The sequence below is a fragment of the Bradyrhizobium sp. MOS002 genome (assembly GCF_003020115.1).
In the GTDB taxonomy this organism is placed as follows: domain Bacteria; phylum Pseudomonadota; class Alphaproteobacteria; order Rhizobiales; family Xanthobacteraceae; genus Bradyrhizobium.
Genome location: NZ_PYFX01000030.1, coordinates 17,037 through 35,179, shown reverse-complemented (window position 1 = coordinate 35,179; position 18,143 = coordinate 17,037). Strand labels below are relative to the sequence as shown.

Genomic DNA, 18,143 nt, shown 5'->3' with positions numbered 1-18,143 from the left:
TTGTCGAACAGAGCTGCGAAGCGTGTGTTGAAGCGGGAGAGTGCGGCAGACTCTTGTCCGGCCTGCCCAGCCGCGTTGTAGATGTCGGAAAAGTTTAGGTCGGCGTCGATCTGCCAGCCGCTCAGTGTTCCAATGGAAACTGGGGCGGTTGTCGGCGCAATAAACATACGCAGATGAGCGCCCCCGTTTAGAAATAGTCCGTTCACGTCGTGAGGCCCATCGCTCAAGTACGCCGTCCCAAGCTTCGTCGGCGTCCCCGGATTGGCAAAATCCTCAGACCTCCGCAGGATAAGCCGAAACGAGGAGTTCCCCACGTTTGCATGCCAGTTGCCAAGCCAACAAGCCTCGCTCTGCACAAACGTTGGATCGACGACGTCCGTGATGTACCAGCCCGAATTAATCTGCCAGTTCGGATCGTTGTTGTAGGCGATCTCGATGAATTTGCCTTCGCCCCAGTGGTTCTTAGCGAAGAACACCTGTCGATTGCGATCGAAGCCGATCAGCAAAAGCACGTGACCTCCGATGTTCGGGGTCTTGTGGAAGACATCGCAGATTACTTCGCGGTCCGCGAGGATGGTATTCTCCAGCGCGATGATGCTCGGGTTGTTGCCAAGAGACCCCCAACCCGCCGCTCTGTAGCGAGCGTTCACCCGCGCCAGGAGCGGAATGTGTTGTTCACAAAATTCAACGGCGTCGTAGTCCTCTTGGCTCGCCACTGCTTCCACGCCTGCAAATCCCAACACGGGTAAGATGTCCAACAACGTCTGCTGATTTTGTAAGTATGGAGCCGCATCCTCTGGAGGCGAGGCATTCTCCGAAATTTTCTCCGCAATATCTCCACTGCCTTGGAAACCGGTCAGCGAGGAATTGTTCTCTACCGGACGCGCTGCCGCCCCCGCGCTGTCTCGATTCAAAGCAAACGCTTTGCCCATATGAAAGATGTATTCTTCGGATACATCGATGAGCAGACCATACTTGCGTCGATATGCCGCCTCCAAAGCCGCGGCACCCGCAAAAGCCCAGCATGTACCGCGGTCATTCTGGAGCTTGAATCCCGATTGCCATTGCGCCAACGAATAGACGCCGCTGACGGGCTCCCGGAGCGCTCGCGGTCCAAGCACATCCACGCGTCCAAACTTCGTAGAGGCTCGCAAGCCTTCGGCCAACGCCCTAGCATAGGCATGTTTGTCCAAAACCGGTGACGGAGTGACCCTGACGTGCTCCGGTTTTGTGGTCGAGTGCGGGTGATAGTGTTCTCTGAGAAGCTCTGCTGTCTCGGATGAATAGTGAAGCATGATACCTCCGACGGTGCTGTCGACGTGGTCGTTTCATCTATCCCTTGTCCCCTAAAGTTGAATACGCCCGGACGCGCGGAGCGCGTGTGAACTCGCTCACATCGGCAAATGAATATACGAGTTGGTTTGCACCTAGAGATTGGCGCTTGGCCGATTGTCATTAGTGGCGGCCCAAACCTGGTTTCAGCGAGCGTCTCGGATCTAAATCGATAAGTCCGCTGGAAAGCGTGGAAGCTCCAGGTCGATCAGCTTCTGCGACGCTTGCCCAAGAGCGCTCTTTTCACGATGAGTACACCGCCGATGACAATGACGTATGCGACAGACCGTTATTTGGGTAAGACGTTTCAAGAACAGGAGTGGTGTTGGTGCGGCTAGTAAGCCGTAGAACGAACCAAGCTTGGTGCGTTGATGCAGCGCGCAAAAGCGAAAACCCCGCCGGGGGAAGCGGGGCTTTCTGGTGGGGGTGAAGCTTAGGGAAGCTTCAATTATAAGACGCTCGCATCGCGAAAAAGGTTCAAAGCTCTCAAAGCGAACCACGTCAAATCGCAATGATCGGGGTGACTGCCAGGCCGAAAAGCACCAAGGGTGCAGGTTCATTGCCAGTCCTGTCGCTCGAAGCTGATCTCCTTAAAAATATACGCATCGCAGCAGCGGCGGCCAGTGACGGCAATGGTGGAATGACACCTTAGACCCTGCTTGCGATTTACTTCGCCGTCACGGGCTGCCTGACCCGTATCGTGATCTTCTCCGAAACAATGGGCGGCTCGAACGGATAATGCTTGGCATCGCCTAGCACGAGCTGAAGCGTGTGCGTCCCGGGCGGAAGTTCGAGCAGCGTTTCGGTTTGTCCCGCCCCGAAATGCAGATGCGACTTGTCCTGCAGGATCGGCTCCTTGGGATCGATGGGGTCGTTGACGTCGATCAGCAGATGATGGTGACCGGCGTTCTGATACTCGTCGCCGGCATGGGTCACTCCCATGTTGCGCAAGCCGAACCGGATCCAGAATCCGCCGCGGACCTTCTGTCCGTCATGCGGGGTGATGAAATACAGCTTTGCGTCCTTGGGGGCTGCCTTGCCTTGCGAGAAGGCTGCCCCCGGGAGCAAAGCGAGCGCCGCCGCCAGCGCGACGCAACGAAGGATCTGCATCACCAACTCCTCCACTTAAGGGCTGAGCGCCACGCGGAAGCCGTGCGTGGGATAACGAACGTTGGTGTCGTAGCCATCGCGGTTGGATGGCCGCACATATCGTGAATCGTTCTTCCAGGAGCCCGAGCGCAGGACATGAGCGCCGCAGTCCCCGCTGCTCCATGCCGAGCCGTCGGCGGGCGCGCCCTGATAGGTCTTGTGCCAGCAGTCCTCGACCCACTGATCGACACCGCCGCCCATGTCGTGCAGCCCGAATGGATTCGACCTGAAGCTGCCGACTTTCGCCGGCTGCTCGGCCGCGAGATCACCGCAATCCTTGCAGCCGGCCATGCCCGGCTGCAGCTTGTCGCCCCACCAATATTTGGTTTGCGTTCCGCCCCGCGCGGCATATTCCCATTCGGCTTCGCTCGGAAGCCGATAAGCCTTCTTCGTCGCCTGAGCGAGGTAAGCCGCATATTGCTGCGCGTCGGTCCAGCTCACATTGCTGACCGGTGCATCATCCTTGCCGACGGCCGTGAAGCCGCACGCCTTTGCAGCGGCGCACTCGTTCCATTCCTGCACGGTCACCGGATATTTGCCGATCGAGAACGGCTTGACCGTCACCTGATGGACAGGACGCTCGGTCGGGTCGTCATTGCTTCCCATCGCAAAGCTACCGCCGCGAATGGCGACCATCTCAGGCTCGCGGACGGCAGTTGCAGATTGAACCGCGGATTGACTTGGCGCGGGAGCGGGCGACGGAGATGACGAAGCCGCGGAGGGAGAAGGCTGGGGCGTCTGCGACGCCGCTTCGCGCGGCGGAGGCTGCGGGCTCGGTAATGCGGCAGGAGAAGCGGCAGGAGAAGCGGTGGGCCCGGTGGCCTGCTCGCCTACCCTGCCCGGCGCCTGAGCCAGAAGATACCACAGCACGCCGGCGGCCATCACCGACAGCGTGATACCCAAGAGAAAGATCAGAGCATTCTCGCGCCGCCCCCGCGTCCTGCCGACCGCGTCTGCATCCGGCAGCACTTTATAGACGCGCACGGGATCGGTGATGTTCTTGACTTTGCGGTCCCCGAGCGACTCGTAACCGCACACGACCTTGTGCTTGATCTGCTCGTAGATCGCGCCGGAGATAAAGACCTGGCCTGGCTCGGCAATGCCCTCGATGCGCGTTGCGATGTTGACGCCGTCGCCGTAGACATCGTCCGGCTCCACGATGACGTCACCCAGATTGACGCCAATCCGATACTCGATCCGGGTGTCCTTCGGAAGCGAGGCGTTGCGGCCGATGAGATTCTGCTGGATGACGATGCTGCAGCGGACGGCCTCGACCGGACTGTCGAAAATTGCGATGAAGCCATCGCCCGTCGTCTTCACCAGACTCCCATGGTGCTCGACGATGCTGGGCTGGATGAGATCCCGCTCGATCCGCTTGACGCGGACGTGCGTGCCCTCTTCGTCAGCCTGCATGAGGCGGCTGTAGGAAGCGATGTCACCGACAATGATCGCAGCCAGACGGCGAGGCCCCACGCTGTGTGAAGGGGGGTCACCGTTGTTCCCGGACCGGAAGTTGCGAATTTCGCCCATAGCGGACCCACAAAACTGCCGAACGCGACGCAGCATACGATCCCCAAAAGGATCGAACTCCAAAAAATATCACATCGATGAGCGCAGACAATATCGAAGCACTCGTCTGTATCGCGTTGCCGATCGAAATGCCATCCTATATTACCTGCCGGTCCTCGGACGCGGTCTCGCCGCCGATGACTGTCGAGCGTACGTATTGGGCGCCGCGACCATAGGGCGGCGTGAGGGCATGTCAGCGGCGAAGAGACGATAGGGCTGCTAGCAGCCGGTCCTAGAACATTCCGATACCTTTCGGCATTGCATGGAATGCGCAGGTACTAGTTTCACTTTGAAGGAAGTCGCCCCCATACTAACCATACGGGCGAAGTCCTCAAGACGACGAGGCTGCCTGAGAGCGGCCCTTCGGCTTGCCCGTGACGTTGAGCATGGGCTGCGACCGGTGAAAGTTGAACACTTCGCGTCGTCAGTGAGACGGGACCAGTGTTCATCGTGACGATGACGACAAATCGCTGCTAGGGACCAGGACCATTGGCGCCCGAGCATCATCTGCGTGCTCATGCCAACCCCACCAGGCGCAATTGTGAGACCCCCGCCGCCGCGGTGGGATGACTGCGGCATCCGACAAAAGTGCCGTCGTTCACCGGGTTCGCGAGCGGAGGAACGCTCTTATGGCGGAGTTGCCTATCAGGAGCGCGATCCGGCGTTCGGCGTGAACTGAGCCGCAAGTTTGCACAGCTAGAAGAACAATGCCAACCAGCGCAGCACGCCGATCTCCGCCTCATGATAAGGCTTCATCACTGCCCAGGAGCAGCAATGGTCACGGTCTCTTCCATGATCTTCGCCACGCTACCGTCTCGGACCACGATTGCGGTATAGTAGCCGTGTAGAGGTTGGTCGCCGAGCTTGGCCTGCCACTCGCCAGCATTGAACACGAAGTTGCCGAAAGACCGCGCCACGTTGCGCTCGACCGAGTAGTCGTGCAGGTCCAAGTTGACGACATCCTGCAGGTTACGGCGAATCGCTTCTCGGCCTACGAACATACCGCTTGGCGTCACTCTAATGGCGTCGTCGGTGAACGTTGCAGCCATCCCATCGACGTCTTTGCGATTGTATGCCGCGGCAAAATCTTTCTGCAGATCGGCATATTGATCGTCGGTAGCCTGCTGAGCGGCAGCACCATAGCAGGCCGACGTCAATAAGAATGCGGCAAGTACTATCGTACGCACCATCGAGTTCGCCTTCATCAGAACGTGCGGTCAGAACCACTCGCCCGGCATGTACTTGTCGGCAACAATAATGCTCACAGACACGAGCAAGCCGCCAAAACAGAATAGCGATATCGACAAGAACGTCTCCAAGTCAGCAATCGTCTCGACCGACGCCTTGGGAAAAATACGGGTAGCCAATGCCGCCATGTTGCCCTCCAATTTGTTCTATCGCGGCTGAGCCAAACTCGCGCTCAGCCCATCACGGCGCGGAAGTCAGCGCCTATTTCACAGCATCGATCCGCAGCATCTCGTCGAGGCGAGCCTGGCAGTACTCTTCATAGAGTGCGTTGATGATCGTCCACATGACGTGAGGTCCCCTATCCACCCGATGAAGGCTAGTGCCGTTCTGTTTCAGGATCGCTTCGTGGGACCTGCCATATGGTTTCGAGCTGACGGCCTTCGCGCATCTTGCAGCGCGCAGATTCGCGGACAAAGCGTGTCACAATCGAAATGCTACGGCGGAAATCCTTACTTGCGTTAGTAATCCAAGCACTGTCGTGGCCGCCGGGGCCTGATGCAGCTTATCGCTGCTTCTTCAATGCGTCGGAGTGCCCGAGCTATGCCGTCACTTGGGCAGAAAGCTTGAGGTGATCGGCTTGAAGGCTTCCTGCGCAAAAGTCCTGTAAAGCTCGCCGAACTTGGTCGCTTCAGCGAAGAACGTCTCTTGTGCAGACTTGGCGTATTCGGTCGTCAATTCGTTGAACTTGTCGGGGGACTTCACGGCTGCAAGCTTCTCGAAATAGGCCTTGCTGGCCTCGAACGACGATTTCGCGAAATCGGTCTGGGCGGTTGTAATAGCGGTAAGATGCTGCTGAATGTTGGAAAAATCGGTCATGTTAAATGGTCCTTGGTCGATCAGTCCCGGAGGAGATCTCCGATCCAATTGATCACGGTGTCTTATGAAGGTGGGGGTGCCTAAAAAGCAAGCAGAATTGGTGCGTCGCAGCAATGACAGTTTGTAGACTGTAGTTTTACGGAGTCACATTTGAAGATGGACGGCTTCGAGTTACAGGCTGCCTTTCAACGGCCTAATGGCCCTTCCGGTCGGCGTTTGAGGCTCCGCCGTCCTTGTGGGCTAGCTGCTCAAGAAGCAGGAGAATTGCGCGGCGCGTGCCGCGACTCTTGATCTCTTTGAACGCTTTGATCAGGCGAAGCGTGTCGCGGTCGATCTTTGGGGATTCCATCGGCGCCCCGGCGAGCGAAGGCCACAGCAGGGAGATCCTGCTGCGGCCCCGCGCGGTCAAAAATCCGGGTGGAAAAGATCTAAGTGAAATATGAAGCCAGCCCCGGTAAACCGATCATATCGGGCCGTCGGGCAAGGGAAATATGATCTAAATCACAAACCGCATTAGTGATTAATCTGAACCATCCATGCTGAGGGAGAGCGCCGCCGAGGCTGGCTAGCTGGCGGGCTCTCACCCGAGCACAAGACCGCGTATGTCCCACGGCCCCGTCCCAAACAACAAGCTACGCAGCCGCCGCTAACAAACTGTATACCTAGTTGCGTTCATATTCGCCGGTCGCAATGGTGAACTCGCTGCAGCCGGAAGCCCGCTAGCTAACGCACCTGGCGGGCTTTCTTCCTATCTGAAACAGTCTGATAATCCATCAAGCATCGCGTGGATGAAGAGAAACGACAAACCCAAAGAATGGACCGATGCAGAGGTGCAACTCTTGCTCGCCCTGTCGCGCGAAGGCGCCGGCGCGGTACAGATTGCGAGTGCGTTGGATAGATACATTTCATCAGTGAAGCGTGTGGCGGAAAACTTCGGCCTTCAACTGCGGGGTTAAGGGCTCCGGTCACGCTGGCCGGCCTAGCACTCCCGGCGCTCTAATCCGCAATTGGATCGGCTGCCGGGAGCATTGGGGGCTGGAAGCCATGCGATGCCACGTTAGCCCTATATCGACAATGCGTACAAAAGCGGAATCCGGTAGTTGTCCGGAGTCCATTTTCGGAACGGGGTGTTCTACTGTGAGAACACCGGCGCGATTTAAATACCAACCAATTTCAAGTTGACCGGGAATGCCGCAGTGGGGCTGGAACCACGCTGCGGCTTTTCCGTGTGAAATACACTTCCGCGCACATCGAAATTTTCGTTAGACGACAGTCTTGCGTAGCAATTTGATCCCGAAGTTCATTTTGAGCGCGGGCGAGCGCAGTTGGATAATGGGCAAGATCGGATTTGCAATCATCTTTGCTGCGATTGCGGCATATGCAGCGGATCATCGCTGGAACGATGGCCGCTATACACGAAGCACAGCTACGGTGCTTCGCGATGTGCAGCATGCGATAGGTTGGTGACCCTCAGGGGCAGCCGTGATCATTGATCCTGTTCAGCTTGCGTCGGCCTCAGTGTGGTTCTAGTGCCCGTTCAACGCCCGCATGATACTGATGCGGGCAAACATGGTCGGCTTCCATTCCGCGACCAAAATCAACGGTCCATCGCGGCTTGCCACTCCGGCGCCTGATGCTCCTCTTCGGCAAAGCACTGATGTACTCGTCGGCGTCAAGCAGCATCACTAACTTGCCGCGGTTTGGCAGCACGATCGACTCGTCGAAAGCGGACCACGTCATGCCTTCGCCAGCAACTCCTTGCCCGGCGTCAGCAGCCGCACATAGGTGCCGCTTTCGTGCAGATCGAACCAGCCGCGCTCGACTGCAGACTTGATGCCAGCGCCGAACTCCGCGCCGCTTCCCTTGAGCGTGTAGAGGAAGGGGTAGTTGATCTTCTCGATATGGATTCTGCCGTCCTGTACTGCCCCAATGCCCGAAGCCCGCTGAACGAGCTGGCGGGCTGCAGCCTCTGGATTGGCAAAAGGGCGTTCAGTGACGTGCTTCACCGCTGGAATCAAAACCTCAAGCGCCTATGCTTGGCCTGACTTGCCCGCTACTGTCATGCCCCTTCGGGACGATATGCACAGATCCTGCCGCGCCGCATCTTGAGCAGACCAGGCGCAAACCGACGCGCGACCACGGCTGATCCTGGGGGAGTACGTCGAGTCGCACGCCGACCCTGCTATGTCAGGGGCCGTTCAAGCACTGGATGCTGTAGATCACGTGCCCGTCAGCCAACGATTCCGCGGGGCTGCCGGGCGGATAATGACGGACTATTTCGCGTATCGGCGAGTGCGCGGGCCGCCATCAAAGCGGCATCGTAAGTGCTGGTGCAGCCGCGCGACTGAAATGTCCTCACCGGGCGAAGCTGAGTGGATATTGGGTACAGCAACCAGATACTTGGCACCTCGACCCCGCCGAAGCCAAGCGCCACGCTGCGGGGACGTACGACGAACGGCTCTCAGCAAAGTCCTGCCGTTAGTGCTTGCGGAAGAATGTCTCCCGGGACGTATGAACGTCGACTTCGATCGCACGATGAAAGTCGAATCTCCGAGCGAACGGGTGCTGCGGCAGAGCTCCAGCCAGTTCGTACCTCAACGCAGTCTCTGCTCTGCCGCGGCTGCCGGTAGCCTCAAAAGGACTGGAGGTCGGCCTACACCTCAAACTTGCCCTTGTGCATCTGGTGTTCTACTTGTCGACCATGCTGTCGTTCATCTTCCGCAGATTGTGGTTGTCCGCGCTGGTTTGCCTGACCGTACTGGTCATCAGCTTCATGCTGACGCATCTCTCCGGCGATCTCGCGGCCTCGATCGCAGGTCCAAACGCCACCGCTGCGGATATTGCTATCATCACGAAAAATTACGGACTCGACCGGCCGCTCGTGGTGCAGTTTTTCGATTGGGCCGGCCATGTCGCCGAAGGCGATCTCGGCCGCTCTTACCTATTCCACGTCCCAGTCTCAGGGCTGATACGCGAGCGGCTTCCTGTGACCCTGGCTCTTGGCTTGACCGGCCTGATCATCGCTATGCTCATAGCCCTGCCACTCGGCATTATCGCTGCGATGCGCGAGGGGTCGGCGATCGACCGGGGTATCATGCTAATTGCGCTCCTAGGGCAGGCAGTGCCGGGCTTCTGGCTCGGACTGCTCCTCATCGTCCTGTTCGGTTTGAATCTGCAGTGGCTGCCAATATCGGGTATCGACACTTGGAAGGGCTACATCATGCCGGGATTCGTGCTGGCCTTCTCGGCCATCCCAGCGCTGATGCGTTTAACTCGATCGGGTATGATCGAGGCACTCTGCGCGGATTACATTCGCACCGCGCGTGCCAAGGGTCTGAGCACGACGACGATCGTTCTCAAGCATGCTTTGCGCAACGCCGCCATGCCCGTTGTTTCGATCACGGCCGTGCAACTCGGCTTCATGCTTGGAGGCTCCGTTGTGACGGAATCCGTATTTGCGGTCCCAGGCGTCGGCTATCTTGCTTGGGAATCAATCACCAAGAACGACTTTCCCGTGGTTCAGGCCGTGGTGCTGTTCCTGGCCGTCATCTACATCGCGCTGGCACTGCTGGCGGACATGATGAACGCGCTGCTCGACCCAAGGCTACGAATATGAAAACGGCTGACGACACGCAGCCCCTGTGGAGGCGCCGCCGACTGCCTGCATTCGGCCGGCTCGCGACGCTGCTCGGTGCCTCGATCGTGGTCACTGCATTCGTGGTGGCGATATTCGCGCCCTATTTGACCCCATACGATCCGTTCGCACAAGATTTGAACTTGCGTCTCGTTCCTCCGGTGTGGATGGAGAGCAGCCATGCTGCGCATCTACTGGGCACCGACCAGATTGGACGCGATTACCTGTCGCGCCTAATCTACGGCACGCGCATCTCCCTTCTGATCGGCGTGCTGACCGTGATCACGTCGGGCCTCATTGGCGTCACGATTGGTATCGTCGGTGGGTTCTATGGCGGTCGGGTCGATGCCCTCGTGATGTTCCTGATCACCTGCCGCCTTTCGATCCCCCTGATCCTGGTGGCGCTCACCGTGGTGGCGTTGGTCGGCAGCTCCCTGACTGTGGTGATCCTCACACTCGGGTTGCTGCTGTGGGAACGGTTCGCGGTCGTGGCGCGCACCACGACGATGCAGGTGCGAAATCTCGACTACATCGCCGCCGCTCAGGCGGCCGGCGCCTCGCGCGCGCATGTTCTCGTCCGGGAGGTGCTACCCAATATCGCCAGCCATCTGGTGGTGGTGGCAACGCTGGAGATGGCCCTCGCGATCCTGCTCGAAGCAGCGTTGTCGTTCCTCGGACTCGGTGTTCCGCAACCCCTGCCGAGTTGGGGACTAATGATTGCTGAGGCGAAGGAGTACATGTTCTTCAGTCCGTGGGTGATTGTAACACCGGGCGTTGCGCTTTTCATACTGGTGCTCGGGATCAATCTACTGGGTGACGGGCTGCGCGACATGCTGCGCACCGACTTACGGCATAGGGGCTGGTGATGGCGCCCGTACTCAGCATCGCCAATCTGCGGGTGTCGTTCCCCCGAATGGAAGCAGTTCGTGGCGTCTCACTCACGCTCCGCGGGGGCGAAACACATTGCCTGGTTGGCGAATCTGGCTGCGGCAAGTCCATTTCGGCGCTGTCGGTGATGAACCTGTTGCCGCGGAGCGCCGTCCGCAGCGCCGACCACATCCGCTTTCACGAGCATGATCTGCTGGCTATGTCGGAGCGACAGATGGCTTGGCTGCGCGGGGACAAGATCGCGATGATCTTCCAAGAGCCGATGACAAGCCTGAACCCGGCCTACACGATCGGTTCGCAAATGGCAGAGGTGTTGGAACGCCATCGACGGGCCTCCCGGCGGCAGGCTCTGGACAGAGCAGCCGAGTTGCTGGCCCGCGTCGGGATCACCGCGCCGGGCATGCGCCTCGCCCAATATCCGCACCAGCTCTCCGGTGGTCTGCGCCAACGCATGATGATCGCTACGGCGCTGATGTGCGATCCGGAAGTTCTGATCGCCGACGAGCCTACTACGGCTCTGGATGTGACAGTCCAATCACAAGTCCTGCGCCTCCTCAGGAAGCTGCAGCAGGAAATGGGCTTAGCCCTGCTGCTGATCACACATGATTTCGGCATCGTGGCACGAATGGCGGAGCATGTCTCCGTAATGTATGCAGGCGAAGTGGTCGAGAGCGGGCCAGTGGAACAGATCATCAAAGCGCCAACGCATCCCTACACGCGGGGTCTGCTGAATTGCATTCCGGTGCCCGGCATGACCAAGCCAGGGGAGCCCTTGGGCAGCATTCCGGGGGGCGTCCCTCACATCGGGCGCGGTTTCCTTGGTTGCGGCTTCCGGGAGCGCTGCCCGATGGCCGCGCGCGAATGCGCTGAGCCCGTGCACTTGCATGATGCAGGCGAGGACCACTTCTATCGCTGCCGGCTGCCGCCTGACTGGAAGCTGGACGCTTCACCATGACGCACGCCATCGAGGTGCGGAATGTGTACCGCGAGTTCCAGCAACGTAGCGCTGCTGGGCGCGTGCGTAGCGCGGTGCACGCCGTGGATGGAGTGACTTTCTCTCTGGCCGCAGGGAATGTCCTCGGCATCGTAGGTGAATCCGGCTGCGGCAAGTCAACGCTCGCCCGACTGATTTTGGGGCTGTTGCCGCCTAGCTCGGGCGAGGCTCTGGTGGATGGCCGCAGCCTTGCGCACATGGACCGACGCGAACGCGCCCGCTTGATCCAGCCGGTTTTTCAGGACCCATTTGCATCGCTCAACCCGCGCCAGCGCGTGCGCGATATCGTCGGCCTGCCACTGGCATCGCAAGGCGACCTCACGAAGCGGCAGCAAACCGATAGGATTATGGAGATGTTGGCGCGGGTTGGAATCTCCACCGAGATGGCCGACAGATTCCCTGGCCAACTCTCCGGTGGCCAGCGGCAGCGCGTTGCTATCGCCCGTGCGCTGGTGCTGCATCCGCGCATCGTGGTTTGCGATGAGCCGACCAGCGCGCTGGACGTGTCAGTGCAGGCGCAAATCCTAAACCTGCTCTCGGACTTGCGGCGCGAGCTCGGGCTGACCTATCTGTTTATCAGTCATAATTTGGCGGTGGTCGAACATATTGCGACGGAAGTGGCAGTGATGTACCTCGGGCGGTTTGTCGAGCACGCGCCGACGCAGGATTTGTTCCGGCGACCTATGCACCCATATACGCAAGCCCTGCTTGCTTCTGTACTGACTCCGGAGCCGGCGCTAGGCATCCCCGACGTGGGTCTTGGCGACGCCTACCCTGATCCCACCGACATCCCTTTGGGCTGCCGCTTCCACCCCCGCTGCCCGAAGGCGCTTTCGGAATGCCGCACCCTTGTCCCGGACAACATCCGCAAGGATGGTCGTCTCGTCGAATGTCTTTTGGCGGCTAGCACCTAGTCGATCGCAATCGAGAGACGCTCTGGAGGCTTACTTCCAGCTCGAGAGATAGAAGCGTGGTAGATCGTCCGGGAAACCCTGGAAGGTCAACTGCTTTGAAAAAGCGACGTAGCGGACGGCGCTGAACAGCGGTACGAACTCAGCCCGTTCCGTAGCGAGCCGGATAGCCTGACTATAGGCTTGACGGCGCACGTCGGGATCCAGAGTGTTTCCTGCCGCTTTGACGAGCTCCTGCACATCGGGGTCGCGCGCGTAGTCGTCCAAGCCTCCGCCAAGGAAGTAAGGTATGAATGCGGAGACGTCATTGATGGAGTTGCTGCCCCAACTGCCACAATACAGCGGCGCCTCGCCGGCCTCCGCCTTTCTAATCACGGCGCCGATCTGTAGTTGCTGGATGCGCAGGTTGATGCCGACAGCTTTGAGGTAGTTCTGCAGAGCGGCGTTTATCTGCGGCGTATTGTAGGAAATGATCTCGGTTTCGAAGCCATTGGGGTAGCCGGCTTCAGCAAGAAGCTGCTTCGCCTTTTCCGGATCATAAGGATATTTGACGGCTGCCGATACGTCGCAACCGAACTGGCTAGGATAACATGGTGTATCGATCACCTGCGAGTCGCCCTGAATCAGTTGTTTGGCCATGGTCTGGCGGTCGATTGCGGTGAGTATCGCCTGTCGCACTTTCACCTTGGTCAGCGGATTGTCTGCACCCGTTCGGCCAGCCGCGTCGATAGTCATGAAATGGACCCGCATGGTGCCGAACCGCATCGCTTCAAGATTGGGCACTTTCGCGAGGTTGGTGAATTGATCGGCATTATAGCCCCAGATCCAATCGGCCTTGCCACCTAGCAGCTCCGTCATCTCGGTCGTGGCGTCAGGCACCTGGTGAATTTTGATGTAGCGGATCGCGGGTCGTCCTTTAGGGCTGCCAGCGTAGTGACCCTCATATCGCTCCATCTCGATCTGGGTGGTGCCGTCCACTTTGGTGATCTTATAAGGGCCAGTGCCGATGGGGGCGCGAGAGAAGCCATCGGAACCGAGCTTCTCGCGATAGGCCTTTGGCCAGATCGGCGTCACCATCGCGAGGTATTCCATCAAGGCGGGGGACACGCCGGTCAGCTTGATGCGTACTCGAAAGTCATCGAGCTTCTCGGCCGCAGCGAACGATGAGTAGTAGGCGGGAATCGCCACCCGCTTGTCGCGAATGATTGTGTTAATGGTGTACACCACATCATCGGCGGAAAATGGATCTCCGTTCTGGAACGTGACGCCTTGGCGCAAAGAGAAGTCGATGGTGGTCAGATCCACCTGCTGCCAAGAAATCGCTAGCGCCGGCTTAATCTCCATGCTTATCGGATCGCGATACACGAGGCAGTCGAATGCCTGGAATGCGACGACCATGCCGGTGCGCTGGGAATTGTAGTAGGGATCGACGTCAGGAATCGCGTCGCGCCAAGTGATGCGCAGCGTGTCAGCCGACTTTTGTGCAAACGATGGGGTCACCGTCGCGAGTGCAAAGCAAGCCACGAATATGGCGTTGCGAAGCCAAAGACCTAATCTCATTTTCTTGCCTCCCAATTCCGAAAAGCAGTCCTGAAGGAAAGACCAACGCGGCATCAGAAGCAACCCAGGATCCTTTGGCTGGGTGCAGATTGCGGCGCTGAGCGATCCAGGCGGCCGAAGTTCGAAGTGGTGTATTATCCTTTCGGCGAGCGCCGATTTAGTGACCCTCTGCATATCGATGGTCCGCACAGACGCTTGACACCGTGATGCCGTGCTGTGTTTTATTGAACATTCATGTCCTGCCTGTGTGAGGAGGTCACATGTCGCGCGCAACGCTAAGAAAGTTCTGGTCTCACTTACCCGGTTGGGGAGCGCTCCTGCTGGGCTTTGGAGCGCTTGCTGGCGACGCCCGGGCAGACAGGCCGCAGCTTGGCCCCCCCGGCTCTGCTCCCAGGCCTTCGAGCCAATCGGCCTCACAGCCCGGCGAAGTCCGGGTCATGATCCACGGGGAAAAATTATACATCTCACAGGATGGCCGGCCGTTCGAGCAATTGGAGTTGAGCGATACGCCCGAGGCGGCGTATTTAAAGATGCTTTTGCGGGATGAGGGCGCTGACCGGCGCTCCGTGTCCATCCCGGTCGACGCGATGATCGTCGCGAGCGGGGGTGGGGGCGCCAAAGGCGAGAAGCCCAGGGACTCGCGAGCAGCGAACAAGGGAACCGGCAAATGATGCAGTTGTTGCCGCTTCACGCTTCTCTTCACTAGGGATCGTCATTGCCCGTGCACCGGCCGGACGTTGCCAGCCTTGCCAACAGACTCCATGGCCCGGTTCTCAAGTCTTTCATACGTGGCACCCATCGGACAGTCGCGCCAGAAGCAACCTTGGCGCGTGCCAAGGCGATGGCGCGGCAGATCGGAGTGACTCGTCTGGGCAATGTGACGGGATTGGATCGAATCGGAATTCCGGTCACGGTCGCCGTTCGTCCGAACTCGCGCTCAGTGTCGGTATCGCAGGGCAAGGGTCTTGTACTCGCTCAGGCATTCGCCTCTGCCATGATGGAAGCCATCGAGCTGTTTCATGGCGAAGAACTTACGGAACGCACGCGGCTCTCGACTTTTCAGCGGCTCTCAACTGAGAATCGCGTAACGTCTCCCCTATCGCTTGCTGGAACCGGCATTGCGCTTTCTGATCGAACCGAGATCGCCTGGATCGAGGGATATGATTTGCTTTGCCGTGAGCCCTGTTGGGTGCCCTGGGAGGTCGTGCATACCGACTACACACTCCCGAGCTCCCACAGCGGCGAGCACTTTCTGTCCGGCACCAATGGATTGGCGTCCGGCAACCATCTTTCCGAAGCGATCAGCGCGGCCATTTGCGAGTTGGTCGAACGAGACGCCGTTGCCCTGTGGCATGCGCAGGACATGCGCGTCCGCTCCAACTGCCGCGTCGACATCGCCTCAATCACTGACGAGGACTGCCGCAGCCTGCTCGACCTGTACGAACAAGCGCGAATGGCGCCGCGGCTTTGGGATGTCACATCCGACATTGGCATTGCCACATTCATTTGCGACATTCCGGCAACGATCGGCGATCCCTCGGGTGGATTGAGACGATTTCGCGGAGCGGGCTGCCATCCCAATCGCGCCATCGCGTTGGCTCGGGCCATGACCGAGGCCGCGCAAACCCGGCTGACGTATATCGCCGGAATCAGGGACGATCTCCTAGACTACACCGAATCGGCCAAGGACAAGCTTGGCGCAGCCCTGCTCGATGCTGCCTCGCAGGCGGCGGAGGCCCGATCTTTTGCTGACACTCCCGACTTCTACTCCGACGATGTGGCGGCCGATCTGCGATGGGAACTGACGCGATTACGTGCAATTGGCATTGAACGGGCGATCGTCGTCGATCTCACGCGTCCGGATCTTGGAATCCCCGTCGTCAGGTTGGTAATCCCTGGCCTCGAGTGGGATTGCACCCACCCCCGCTATGTTCCAGGTGTTCGGGCGCGTCGCGCCCGCGGTGGCAGTGCATGAGTGCCATCATCTTCGCGGGTCCGTCACTGCCGCCAGGTGAGCGCCCCACCATCCCTGGAATCGAATGGCGGCCACCAGTGCTGCGCGGCGATCTGTATCTGAGCGCTCTGCGGCGACCAGAGCTGATCGGCGTGGTAGATGGCTATTTCGAAACGGTGCCGACCGTCTGGCACAAGGAGATTCTCTGGGCGATGTCGCAGGGAATCCACGTTTACGGCGCCGGTAGCATCGGTGCGCTGCGGGCCGCCGAACTGGCCGAGTTCGGGATGATTGGAATCGGAGACGTGTATCGACGATTTCGCACCGGGGAATTAACCGATGACGAAGAAATCGCGGTTCTTCACGGGCCCGCGGAGGTCGAATACCTTATGCTCACTGAGGCCATGGTGAACGTTCGCGCCACAGTGAACAGTGCGCTGAAGTCGGGGATCGTGCAACTGGACGTCGCATCCGCGCTGATTGGGATCGCCAAGGCACTGTTCTACAAGGACAGGACGTACGACGTCATCCTGAAGACCGCGGCTGGACGCGGCCTCGCGCCCTGTGCGCTCGATCGCTTCGCGGCTTGGCTTCCATGCGGTCAAGTCGATCAGAAGCGCATGGACGCGCAAGCGATGCTTCGCGCTATGACCGGTCATCTCGACGGCGGCGTGGTTCCGCTTAAGGTGTCCTACCAGCTTGCCAAGACGTTCGCTTGGGAGGAAGCCCGCCGTCTGATCGAGCGTACAAGCGGTCGCACTCAGGACTCCACCTCCTGAGTTGGTTGGGTCCCCCGTATCCGGTCAAGGCTGGGCCGTCAGGAATCCGAGATCGCGCAAGCACTGCACCTTCTTGGCGAGAATGTCGGATTTGAGCCAGCTTTGCACATCGATGGATTTACCGTCCAAACGAAGGACCGGCCCCCTTGGACTTGCATCCACCAACACCTTGTACCTGTACATCTCCGCGAGGTCTTCCTCAGGGGCAACTTTCGCCTGTAAGCTTACGAACTCATTGTTCCGATAGACATTTCTGATCGCATCGCTTGCAACGCCGAAGTTGCGTGTCCGAACGGCGGCTCTGACGCCCTCGACGTTGAATGCACTGTCCGGATTTTTTTGTACGTTGTTGTTCTGGAAGCCAAAGTCGGCCCATCGTCGCATATTCTTGTGGAATATCTCCGCATTCCACGAAGTCCCCAGGAACGCATCCTCGAAGCACGCGCTCCGGGGAGGACCGCTGACCCTTCGTCGCGGATGAGCAGCGTCTTCACCATCCGCATTGGCATCGGCTAGCAAAACGTGCCCCATTTCGTGCGCAACCTCCGACAGGATGGTTAGAACCGGATCGGCGTCCTCACCTTGCAACCGCGTCACAGGCGCTCTGCGGCCCCCGCCAGCATCCCGAATTCCAAGAAGCTGGTTGACGGTTTCGTTCTCAAGCTCCGCAATCGATTTTTTGCTTCTCAACTCGCGAGAGGCGATCGCGAGGTAGACGCCAGTCCCCGGGGGCCGATCCGGCCCCTCCCAAAAGCCCCACCCAACGGGGCCCCACCATTTGGATTGAGTTACAAACAACTGCGTCAGCCGACACAGCTTTGCCTGCAGGTAGTCCGGGGCCCGGCTGTATATCTTCGCCAGGACTTCCTTTTCGCGTTTCCTGAGCGGCTTTTTCATGCAGACCGGGGGGCTGTACTCGTTCCCAAAGCCTTGATCGCCGGGATAATACGTCGTGTAGCAGGCTCTCGCTGCGAACTTGGTCCCATCGGAATCGATCTCGCATGTGCCCCGGAAATGACTGACCGGCGGTTGGGTTGGGTCATTCTGGTAGGACACCTCTGCGGCCTGCACCGTACAACCAGCCGCGATCAGGAGAATAAACGGAAACAACGCGCTCGACTTCATCGCTTACGCCTCCAATCCCCAAGTTGACCCGCCGAAATGGCCGGTCCGCCTTCGAATTTGTTCGAGCGACGGTCATGACCACGGTGGCCAAATCGCGTTGCTCGGGACACCCATTCAACAGGCACCACTGCTGGAAATACAAGTGCAATTTCCACGGACACCCGGCGCTCGTCCTCGCAACCGT

Annotated in this window: 17 protein-coding genes; 8 read left to right on the top strand and 9 right to left on the bottom strand. The window is 59.1% G+C overall.

Features of this window, described 5'->3' with window-relative positions:
* The 6 genes from C7G41_RS34945 to C7G41_RS34925 form a co-directional block, all read right to left on the bottom strand.
* Window positions 1-1,295: hypothetical protein (locus tag C7G41_RS34945; protein WP_199198774.1), on the bottom strand; the 1,295-nt coding region annotated here is incomplete at its 3' end.
* Between the two features lie 703 nt (window positions 1,296-1,998).
* On the bottom strand, window positions 1,999-2,442 hold the full coding sequence (locus C7G41_RS34940) for a DUF4399 domain-containing protein (protein WP_106946791.1): 444 nt from the start codon (window positions 2,440-2,442) through the stop codon (window positions 1,999-2,001).
* A 15-nt stretch (window positions 2,443-2,457) separates the two neighbouring features.
* Complete coding sequence (locus C7G41_RS34935) at window positions 2,458-4,011, bottom strand: SUMF1/EgtB/PvdO family nonheme iron enzyme (RefSeq protein WP_106946787.1); 1,554 nt, start codon at window positions 4,009-4,011, stop codon at window positions 2,458-2,460.
* Between the two features lie 794 nt (window positions 4,012-4,805).
* Entirely contained in the window at window positions 4,806-5,240 is a 435-nt protein-coding gene (locus C7G41_RS34930) for a nuclear transport factor 2 family protein (protein ID WP_158268076.1), read from the bottom strand.
* 27 nt (window positions 5,241-5,267) lie between these two features.
* A complete protein-coding gene (locus tag C7G41_RS38060; protein ID WP_199198773.1) occupies window positions 5,268-5,426 on the bottom strand; it encodes a hypothetical protein in 159 nt (52 codons plus the stop codon).
* A 418-nt stretch (window positions 5,427-5,844) separates the two neighbouring features.
* Entirely contained in the window at window positions 5,845-6,114 is a 270-nt protein-coding gene (locus tag C7G41_RS34925; RefSeq protein WP_106946785.1) for a phasin family protein, read from the bottom strand.
* Window positions 6,115-6,902: 788 nt separating this feature from the next.
* Here C7G41_RS34925 and C7G41_RS37525 point away from each other — a divergent pair.
* Window positions 6,903-7,070, top strand: coding sequence for a hypothetical protein (locus tag C7G41_RS37525; RefSeq protein ID WP_155809755.1), 168 nt, complete (start codon window positions 6,903-6,905; stop codon window positions 7,068-7,070).
* 780 nt (window positions 7,071-7,850) lie between these two features.
* Here C7G41_RS37525 and C7G41_RS34915 read toward each other — a convergent pair.
* Complete coding sequence (locus tag C7G41_RS34915) at window positions 7,851-8,120, bottom strand: hypothetical protein (protein WP_106946790.1); 270 nt, start codon at window positions 8,118-8,120, stop codon at window positions 7,851-7,853.
* A 695-nt stretch (window positions 8,121-8,815) separates the two neighbouring features.
* Between C7G41_RS34915 and C7G41_RS34910 the strand changes: the two genes are divergently transcribed.
* From C7G41_RS34910 to C7G41_RS34895, 4 genes are read left to right on the top strand one after another with little or no spacing between them, the layout of a single operon-like run.
* Window positions 8,816-9,730: an ABC transporter permease gene (locus C7G41_RS34910; protein ID WP_106946789.1), complete on the top strand. Its 915-nt coding sequence runs from the start codon at window positions 8,816-8,818 to the stop codon at window positions 9,728-9,730.
* A complete protein-coding gene (locus tag C7G41_RS34905; protein WP_106946783.1) occupies window positions 9,727-10,614 on the top strand; it encodes an ABC transporter permease in 888 nt (295 codons plus the stop codon). The genes C7G41_RS34910 and C7G41_RS34905 overlap by 4 nt, the downstream gene beginning before the upstream one ends.
* Window positions 10,614-11,591, top strand: a complete 978-nt coding sequence (locus C7G41_RS34900) for an ABC transporter ATP-binding protein (protein WP_106946782.1) — start codon at window positions 10,614-10,616, stop codon at window positions 11,589-11,591. Before C7G41_RS34905 ends, C7G41_RS34900 begins: the two co-directional genes overlap by 1 nt.
* Entirely contained in the window at window positions 11,588-12,544 is a 957-nt protein-coding gene (locus C7G41_RS34895; RefSeq protein WP_106946781.1) for an ABC transporter ATP-binding protein, read from the top strand. Before C7G41_RS34900 ends, C7G41_RS34895 begins: the two co-directional genes overlap by 4 nt.
* Before the next feature lie 30 nt (window positions 12,545-12,574).
* Here C7G41_RS34895 and C7G41_RS34890 read toward each other — a convergent pair whose 3' ends face one another.
* Window positions 12,575-14,101, bottom strand: a complete 1,527-nt coding sequence (locus C7G41_RS34890; protein ID WP_158268075.1) for an ABC transporter substrate-binding protein — start codon at window positions 14,099-14,101, stop codon at window positions 12,575-12,577.
* Window positions 14,102-14,538: 437 nt separating this feature from the next.
* Between C7G41_RS34890 and C7G41_RS34885 the strand changes: the two genes are divergently transcribed.
* Genes C7G41_RS34885 through C7G41_RS34875 form a run of 3 tightly spaced genes read left to right on the top strand, consistent with a single transcriptional unit; the run spans window position 14,539 to window position 16,834 of the window.
* Window positions 14,539-14,772 (top strand): hypothetical protein, encoded by a 234-nt coding sequence (locus C7G41_RS34885; protein WP_106946779.1) that lies wholly within the window; start codon window positions 14,539-14,541, stop codon window positions 14,770-14,772.
* A 50-nt stretch (window positions 14,773-14,822) separates the two neighbouring features.
* A complete protein-coding gene (locus C7G41_RS34880; protein ID WP_306768085.1) occupies window positions 14,823-16,076 on the top strand; it encodes a YcaO-like family protein in 1,254 nt (417 codons plus the stop codon).
* Complete coding sequence (locus tag C7G41_RS34875) at window positions 16,073-16,834, top strand: TfuA-like protein (protein ID WP_106946777.1); 762 nt, start codon at window positions 16,073-16,075, stop codon at window positions 16,832-16,834. The genes C7G41_RS34880 and C7G41_RS34875 overlap by 4 nt, the downstream gene beginning before the upstream one ends.
* A 24-nt stretch (window positions 16,835-16,858) precedes the next feature.
* On the opposite strand, the gene C7G41_RS34870 is transcribed toward C7G41_RS34875, so the two are convergent.
* Window positions 16,859-17,959 carry a hypothetical protein gene (locus C7G41_RS34870; RefSeq protein ID WP_106946776.1) on the bottom strand — a complete coding sequence of 367 codons (1,101 nt, stop codon included), beginning with the start codon at window positions 17,957-17,959 and terminating at the stop codon, window positions 16,859-16,861.
* Window positions 17,960-18,143: the final 184 nt, after the last annotated feature.